Source organism: Companilactobacillus nodensis DSM 19682 = JCM 14932 = NBRC 107160 (genome assembly GCF_000615905.1).
Taxonomy (GTDB): Bacteria; Bacillota; Bacilli; order Lactobacillales; family Lactobacillaceae; genus Companilactobacillus; species Companilactobacillus nodensis.
The window spans coordinates 1-7,795 of the sequence record NZ_BAMN01000041.1 but is presented as its reverse complement, the minus strand read 5'-3'; the positions used below and the strand labels follow the sequence as shown (position 1 = coordinate 7,795).

Below are 7,795 nucleotides of genomic sequence, written 5' to 3'. Positions count from 1 at the left end.
TTTGGAAACGAGTTGCACAAAACAAATGCCTCCGCTTAGCTACGGTTAAGAAAGGATGCCAAAACCGCATCAATTCTTAATCTAGGCTATGCTCAGCATTTACCCGTTTTGTTTCACTCTCTGATTTGACTCTACGGGAACTTCGGATACTTATCAAAATCAGGATCACGTTTCTCAAGAAAGGCATCGCGTCCTTCTTTTCCTTCGTCAGTTGTGTAATATAGCATTGTGGAATCGCCGGCTAGTTGTTGTAATCCAGCCACGCCATCTGTGTCAGCGTTCATAGCTGCTTTAATGAAGCGGATTGCTGTCGGTGACTTCTTCAGAATCTCGTTACACCATTCAATGGTTTCTTTTTCAACGTCAGCTAGTGGGACAACTTTGTTGATCCAGCCCATTTGGAAGGCTTCGTCAGCGGTGTAGGGTTTACATAGGAACCAGACTTCTTTGGCACGTTTGTGACCAATGACTCTAGCTAAGTATGCTGAACCATATCCGGCATCGAAGCTTCCTACTTTAGGACCTGTTTGCATGAATTGGGCATTGTCGGCCGCAATCGTTAAGTCACAGACTAGCTGCAAGATGTTACCACCACCACAGACCAGCCGCGGACCATGGCGATAACTGGCTTAGGGATAATGCGGATCAAGTGTTGTAGGTCTAAGACATTTAGTCTGGCAATGTGGTCAGGTCCGACATAGCCACCATTACCACGAACACTTTGGTCGCCACCGGAACAGAAGGCGAGGTCGCCTTGTCCAGTCAAGATAATGGCACCGATCGTGGCGTCATCACGACAAATATTGAAAGCCTCAATCATTTCCTGTACAGTGACAGGTGTGAAGGCGTTACGCTTTTCAGGACGATTGATAGTTATCTTGGCAATTTTGCCCATTCGTTCAAAAATAATTTCTGAATAATCTTTAATGTTTTTCCATTCACTCATAAAAATAACCTCCGAGGTGTTAGTAATGAACTTATTAGAAAATTTAGGTATAGAAGTAATCGAACAGAATAAGAATCGTGTCACGTTACAGATGAAGGTCGAAGATAAACATCTCCAACCTTACAAAATTATGCATGGTGGTATCAATGCCGTTCTTGCCGAAACAGCCGCCAGTATCGGTGCTAATCTTAACATAACAGAACCTGATGAAGTAGCTGTCGGAGTAGACGTATTGACTCATCACTTGAACACTGTTAAGGATGGTGTTCTGATTGCGGAAGCTCTACCGATCAAAATCGGTTATTCGATTCAAGTTTGGCAAGTTATGACCCATCCAGAAGACAGTGCCATCAGTAATAGCATGAGTACTGTGACATTGAAAAAAACAAAACTGAATTAATTACGATACAATCTGGAGTTGATGATTTCAAAGAATGCTAAGAGTATCAAACTGATTCCGAATAATTGATAAATAAAAATAATCGTCTTCGGTGGTTGCAGGATGAACATTATCCCAGCAAGCATCAGTAAGGCTGAGTAAAAATAATCAAGCCAAGGTGTTATCTTGACTTGTTTTTTTGTTTCATTAGAATCACGGAACTGGTTGATACCGTTGACCAAAAGAATGATACCTAGAACTGGCGGAACCAAGATGACGATCAGCTTGGCAATAATAGGGATGGCGGCGGCCAAAACTAAAGCCCCAATTCCCAGGCCAATAGCGACATTGGACTCACCGGTTTTTCGTCGAATACTAATTCCATCCATAATAGAAAGGATACCGTAAACAGCGATGTAGCCAGAGACTAGGTAGATGATGATATTCAAACTTTTGATCGGTTCAATAACGATCAGTATTCCGGTCACTAACAAAAAAACAAAACGCAACCAACGATAGAGTTGGAACTGTTTGACCATTTTTTCACTTCCTCCAAATGCATATATACCTATAATAACAAAATTTTACCACAAATAAATTGTAAGCATTAAATAAATTATTCACAAATAAAAATGAGATTAACAGCTAATCCTTACACAATAGGGTGCGAGCATATATTTTTGATTGTGAAATAAATGTGGTATCGTATTCACGATGATTAAATTATAAAGGGGATTTTTATATGAAAGTTCGTGCTTCAGATAAGATGATCGACGTAATGAGTCAGTGGGGAATTGACAATATCTTTGGTTTGCCAGGTGACTCTGTCGATACCACAATTGATGCTATGTATCGTGCACAGGATAAGATTAAGTTCACACATGTTTTGCATGAAGAGGTCGCTGCTTTATCAGCTGCTGCTCAAGCTAAGTTAACTGGAAAAATCGGAGTTTGTCTCTCAATCGGTGGACCAGGTGCCATTCACTTGCTCAATGGTTTATACGATGCCAAGATGGATCACGCACCAGTTCTAGCGATTTTGGGACAAGTTCAATCGAAGATGTTGAATACTGACTTCTTCCAAGAAGTTGATACGCACGTCTTATTCGATGATGTAGCGGTCTACAATAAGTTGATCATGGACCACAATCTTTGCCACGCATAGTCGATGAAGCAATTCGCACCGCCTATTCTAAGCAGGGGGTTGCTGTTTTAACTATTCCTGACGACATACCAGCACACATGATTGCCGATAACTTCAATGCTAATGTTGATAACTTCAAGATCGAAGATTATCAAGTAGACGATAAGGAAATCAAAGCTGCACTTGAGTTGATGAAGATTCACTCTAATCCTATCGTTCTAGCCGGTACTGGTATTAGAAACGCCAAGAAAGAAACACTCGACTTCATTGAGAAGTTCAAATTACCAATTATTCAAACAATGCCTGCCAAAGGGATGGTCGCTGACGATCACCCTTATAACTTGGGACAACTAGGTAAATTGGGCACAAAAGCCGCATATGAGATGATGCAAAAAGCTGACCTGTTGATCATGCTCGGAACTGATTATCCATATGCTCCATATTTGAATCACAAGATCGATGCTATTCAAGTTGATATTAATGGTGACAAGCTCGGCAAGCGTCATCGTGTCAATGTCGCTATTCAAGGCGAAACTCAAAAAGTCCTTAAGCGAATGATCGAACTCGGTGACGAAGTCAAAGAACGTCCATTTCTAAATACTGCGATCAGTCATATGGCACAGTGGCGTTCATGGATGAAAGATGTTTATAGCAAGAATCATGAAGGGGTGCTTCCTTCTAAGATGTTCCATGACTTGTCGACGACTGCTCAAGACAATGCTGTCTTCTCGATTGATGTCGGTACTTCGACTGCCTTTGGAGCTAGATTCATCGATGCCAAGCCAACTCAGAAGTACACTATTTCAGCTTGGTTAGGAACTATGGGCTGTGCGCTACCAGGTGCGATCGCCTCGAAGATGGTCTTACCAGATCGTCCAGTTTACGCGGTTGCCGGTGATGGTGCCTTTTCAATGGTCATGCAGGACTTCGCAACAGCGGTTAGATACAAGTTGCCAATGGTTATCACGGTTTTGAACAACAAACTATTGGCATTTATTGAATATGAACAACAATCAGCTGGGCAACAAAATTACGGGATCAGCTTGCCTGATATCGACTTCGCTAAGTTTGCGGAAGCCTGTGGCGGAATTGGTGAACGTATCACTACTAATGAACAATACGCTGAAGCAATTGAGAAGTATAAGAATACTGATCGTCCAGTTGTCTTGGATGTGGCTGTAACTGATGAAGCTCCATTGCCTGGTAAAATCGTAATGGACGAAGCTAAGGGTTATGCCAAATTCGGTATGGGACACTTGATCGATAAGAAATCTATGCCGGAATTACCACCAATGAAAGAGATTTTACGTTCATTCCTGTAATGATAAATTAAATTAAATCTAATAAAAGGGAAATCACAATCTAATGTGATTTCCCTTTTTAAATCCCGCAAAACACTAGTGAATTATTACAATTTTATAAAAAGACTTGCAACTAAATTAGAAAACTATTAGAATTACAATATTTCAATCACTAAATTTATTGGGGGTGTCATTATGGATGCGCAAAAAGTAGATCATGATCACGAGGAGGCTCACCGATTGATTCAACGTGAAAATAAGTTTTACGCTAAATCAGCTCGGATGGATTACTACGATCTAGTAATCGACCACGCACACGATGCAACATTAGTCGATGTCGATGGGAATGAGTATATTGATGTCCTGGCAAGTGCTTCAGCGATAAATGTTGGGCATACGAATGAAAAAGTCGTCAAGGCTATTCAAGACCAAGCCGCAAAGCTGGTCCACTATACTCCAGGTTATTTCCACCATCAACCAGAACAAGAATTGTCAGAACGACTGGCAAAACTCGTGCCCGGTTCACCTAAGCAAGTCACATTTGGCAACTCTGGTTCAGACGCTAACGATGCAATTATCAAGTTCTCACGTGCATATACAGGTCGTCCTTACATCGTATCTTTCATGGACTCATATCATGGTTCTACTTACGGTTCAATGACACTTTCAGGCGTTAGTTTGAATATGACTCGCAAAATGGGACCACTACTTCCCGGAGTAGTGCATGTTCCATATCCTGATCTGTATCGCAGACTTCCTGATGAAACAGTACATGATGTCGCAATGAGATATTTTGAAGAATTCAAACAACCATTCGAAACTTTCTTACCTGCTGACGAAACAGCCTGCGTCTTGATCGAACCGATCCAAGGAGATGGGGGCATTCGCAAAGCTCCCGAAGAATTCATGCAACTGGTCTATCAATTCTGTCATGAAAATGGAATTCTCTTCGCAGTTGACGAGATCAACCAAGGAATGGGTAGAACCGGTAAGATGTGGAGTATCCAACAATTCAAGGACATCGAACCCGACTTGATGTCAGTTGGTAAGTCACTTGCTTCAGGGATGCCACTGAGTGCCGTGATTGGTAAGAAGGAAGTCATGGAGAGCCTCGATTCTCCAGCACATCTATTCACAACTTCTGGTAATCCGGTCTGCTGTGCAGCAGCACTCGCTACACTAGACGTCTTAGATGAAAAAAAATTACTTGAAAAATCAGTCGAAGACGGGGAATATGTAAAGAAGCGTTTCTTAAAAATGCAACAAGAATTCGAAGAAATCGGCGACGTTAGAATGTATGGCTTAGATGGCGGAATTGAATTAGTCACAGATAAGGAATCCAAGACTCCTAACACTGACTTTGCTTCCAAAGTTATCTATTATGCCTTCCAACACGGAGTGGTCATCATCACTCTCAAAGGAAACATTCTAAGATTCCAACCACCGTTGGTAATTACAAGAGCGCAACTGGACAAAGTTCTGGACGTTCTAGAAGCAGCCTTTAAAGCTGTTGAAAATGATGAAGTTACTTTGCCAGAAGGTAAAATTGGCTGGTAGATTTAGAGAGTGGAACAAGCTGGGAGATTTTGAGCACTACCTAGAATAGTGAAGGTGACACGTAGTGTTGCAATCACTATTCGTAGTAGGCGCAGAAATCTGGCTTGTGTAACTCGTTTTAGGAATTAATATACAATAGGGTAATTTTAGGAGGAAATTATATGAGTGGTTTTTTTAAACGATTAACATTAAAAGAAGATCCGAGTATTTACGAAGATAAGGATTCACATCTAGTACGTGTCTTAACAGTTAAGGACTTCTTAGCGTTAGGTGTTGGAACAATTGTTTCAACTTCTATCTTCACACTTCCCGGAGTGGTTGCTGCACAACATGCTGGTCCTGCTGTTGCTATTTCATTCTTAGTAGCTGCTATCGTTGCTGGATTGGTTGCCTTTGCCTATGCTGAAATGGCCGCAGCCATGCCGTTTGCCGGTTCAGCGTATTCATGGATCAACGTTATGTTCGGGGAATTCTTCGGTTGGGTTGCCGGTTGGGCGTTACTCGCTGAATACTTCATTGCCGTAGCGTTCGTTGCCTCTGGATTGTCTGCCAATTTCAGAGGGTTGCTATTACCATTAGGCATCAAGTTCCCGAATGCGATTTCTAACACCATGGGTGTCAACGGTGGGGTCCTTGATATCACTGCCGTTGTTGTTCTAGCAGCTGTTGCTTGGTTGCTATCAAAAGGTGTTTCAGGCGCTGCCAAAGTTGAAAATATTCTAGTTGTTCTAAAGGTTCTTGCTGTTCTAGCATTTATCGTTGTTGGTCTTACAGCCATTCATATCCAGAACTATTTCCCATTCGTTCCTAAGTATCACGTTAATGCTGATGGTACAGCCTTCGGTGGTTGGCAAGGAATCTACGCTGGTGTATCGATGATCTTCTTATCTTATATCGGATTTGATTCGATCGCCGCTAACTCTGCTGAAGCCAAAGATCCTGGGAAGACAATGCCTCGTGGTATTCTTGGATCATTAGCTATTGCCGTTGTCTTATTCGTTGCCGTTGCGCTAGTTCTAGTAGGGATGTTCCACTATTCAGATTATGCAAATAACGCTGAGCCTGTTGGTTGGGCACTACGTCACGCAGGACATCCAGTTATTGCAAGTACGATTCAAGCCGTTGCTGTTGTTGGTATGTTTACCGCATTGATAGGTATGATGTTAGCCGGATCACGTTTGATCTATTCATTCGGACGTGACGGAATGTTACCAGGTTGGTTAGGCAAGTTGAACAAGAATAACCTTCCTAATCACGCACTATCAGCTCTAACAATTATCGGTATCATTATCGGTGCCTTATGTCCATTCGCTTTCTTGGCACAATTGATCTCAGCTGGTACCTTGATTGCCTTCATGTTCGTTTCACTAGGAATCTACGCATTACGTAGACGTGAAGGTAAAGACTTACCAGTTCCATCATTCAAAATGCCATTCTACCCAGTAATGCCAGCACTTGGTTTCTTAGGTGCCTTGTTCGTATTCTGGGGACTAGATTACGAAGCTAAGCTATACGCTGGAATCTGGTTCGCAATTGGATTGGTAATCTACTTCTCATATGGTATGAATCATTCATTCCTTGGCAAAAAAGCTAAGAAAGATGAAGCAGATGCTGCGAGTAAAGTAGTTAAAGATGAAAAAGAAGAAATCGTTGAAGATTAATTCGTATTGATTGTAAACAATTTTTGCAGTTGCTATAATGTGGCTGTAATAAAAAAACGACGAGTCAGAATCGACTCGCCACGATAGCCCGTTAAGAAGAAACGGTGACTATGGTACTATTTTAATCTAATGACTAAAGCCATCAGCTCGTCAAAGTTAAGATGGCTTTTTTCGTGTCTTCATTTCTTACCATTCTGAATGTACGTCAGAATTAGCCACCTTCTTAACTAACTAACGCTATACCATTATCCTATAAGACGGTTGATTCTCTATGCAATAAGCGTAGCTAATAATTCATACTATTTATAAATATTTAAATGATTGGATTGATTGTATAGTGATTGTAACGCCTGTTATACTTAGCACACGACATGTGGTTTCTACTCCATATTGAGAAGCTAATACAAACTAAAACTATGGAGCTGAACCTTGAAAATAAAAATCTACCACGGAACTACGATTAGTAAGGCGAAGTCATCATTGGAGATGGGAACTTTATATTTGAAGATCGACCTGATCATTGGCTAGGTCGTGGGATATATTTTTTTGTTAATGATTACGATGCTGCAGTTTGGTGGGCCAATCAGAGATATAGCAGTGATAAAAAAGCCGTTATTGAATATGAACTAGAGATTGCTGAAGATGACTTATTGGATTTGGATACTCTGACAGGGATGAGAGCTTTTAATGAGTTTATGATTAAAAATAAGGATTCATTTACTACTAGAATTAATATTAGTAATTTTAGTGATCGTAATATTCAACTGGAGCTCAGATCCAGTTGGCTTCAGTTATATTATATTTATA

General features: G+C 41.0%; 4 protein-coding genes and 2 pseudogenes. 4 read left to right on the top strand and 2 right to left on the bottom strand.

The genetic code is table 11. From position 1 onward, the window contains the following. Positions 1 to 131: 131 nt before the first annotated feature. A pseudogene (gene menB, locus JCM14932_RS15740) lies at positions 132 to 946 on the bottom strand (1,4-dihydroxy-2-naphthoyl-CoA synthase). Positions 947 to 971: 25 nt separating this feature from the next. Between menB and JCM14932_RS13700 the strand changes: the two are divergent. Beyond that, positions 972 to 1,346: a PaaI family thioesterase gene (locus JCM14932_RS13700; RefSeq protein WP_025025359.1), complete on the top strand. Its 375-nt coding sequence runs from the start codon at positions 972 to 974 to the stop codon at positions 1,344 to 1,346. Here JCM14932_RS13700 and JCM14932_RS13695 read toward each other — a convergent pair. Further along, a complete protein-coding gene (locus tag JCM14932_RS13695) occupies positions 1,343 to 1,864 on the bottom strand; it encodes a DUF308 domain-containing protein (protein ID WP_025025358.1) in 522 nt (173 codons plus the stop codon). The two genes, JCM14932_RS13700 and JCM14932_RS13695, sit on opposite strands and share 4 nt — an antisense overlap. 203 nt (positions 1,865 to 2,067) lie before the next feature. Between JCM14932_RS13695 and JCM14932_RS15735 the strand changes: the two are divergent. From JCM14932_RS15735 to JCM14932_RS13680, 3 genes and pseudogenes are all read left to right on the top strand, one after another. After that, a pseudogene (locus JCM14932_RS15735) lies at positions 2,068 to 3,791 on the top strand (pyruvate oxidase). A 174-nt stretch (positions 3,792 to 3,965) separates the two neighbouring features. Further along, a complete protein-coding gene (locus JCM14932_RS13685; RefSeq protein ID WP_025025357.1) occupies positions 3,966 to 5,327 on the top strand; it encodes an aspartate aminotransferase family protein in 1,362 nt (453 codons plus the stop codon). A 161-nt stretch (positions 5,328 to 5,488) separates the two neighbouring features. Then, positions 5,489 to 6,988: an APC family permease gene (locus JCM14932_RS13680; RefSeq protein WP_025025356.1), complete on the top strand. Its 1,500-nt coding sequence runs from the start codon at positions 5,489 to 5,491 to the stop codon at positions 6,986 to 6,988. Positions 6,989 to 7,795: the final 807 nt, after the last annotated feature.

What these genes read in the sequence shown, in the direction of transcription:
- JCM14932_RS13700 (WP_025025359.1), top strand. Translation starts at nt 972, where the DNA reads ATGAACTTATTAGAAAATTTAGGTATAGAAGTAATCGAACAGAATAAG.
- JCM14932_RS13695 (WP_025025358.1), bottom strand. Translation starts at nt 1,864, where the DNA reads ATGGTCAAACAGTTCCAACTCTATCGTTGGTTGCGTTTTGTTTTTTTG.
- JCM14932_RS13685 (WP_025025357.1), top strand. Translation starts at nt 3,966, where the DNA reads ATGGATGCGCAAAAAGTAGATCATGATCACGAGGAGGCTCACCGATTG.
- JCM14932_RS13680 (WP_025025356.1), top strand. Translation starts at nt 5,489, where the DNA reads ATGAGTGGTTTTTTTAAACGATTAACATTAAAAGAAGATCCGAGTATT.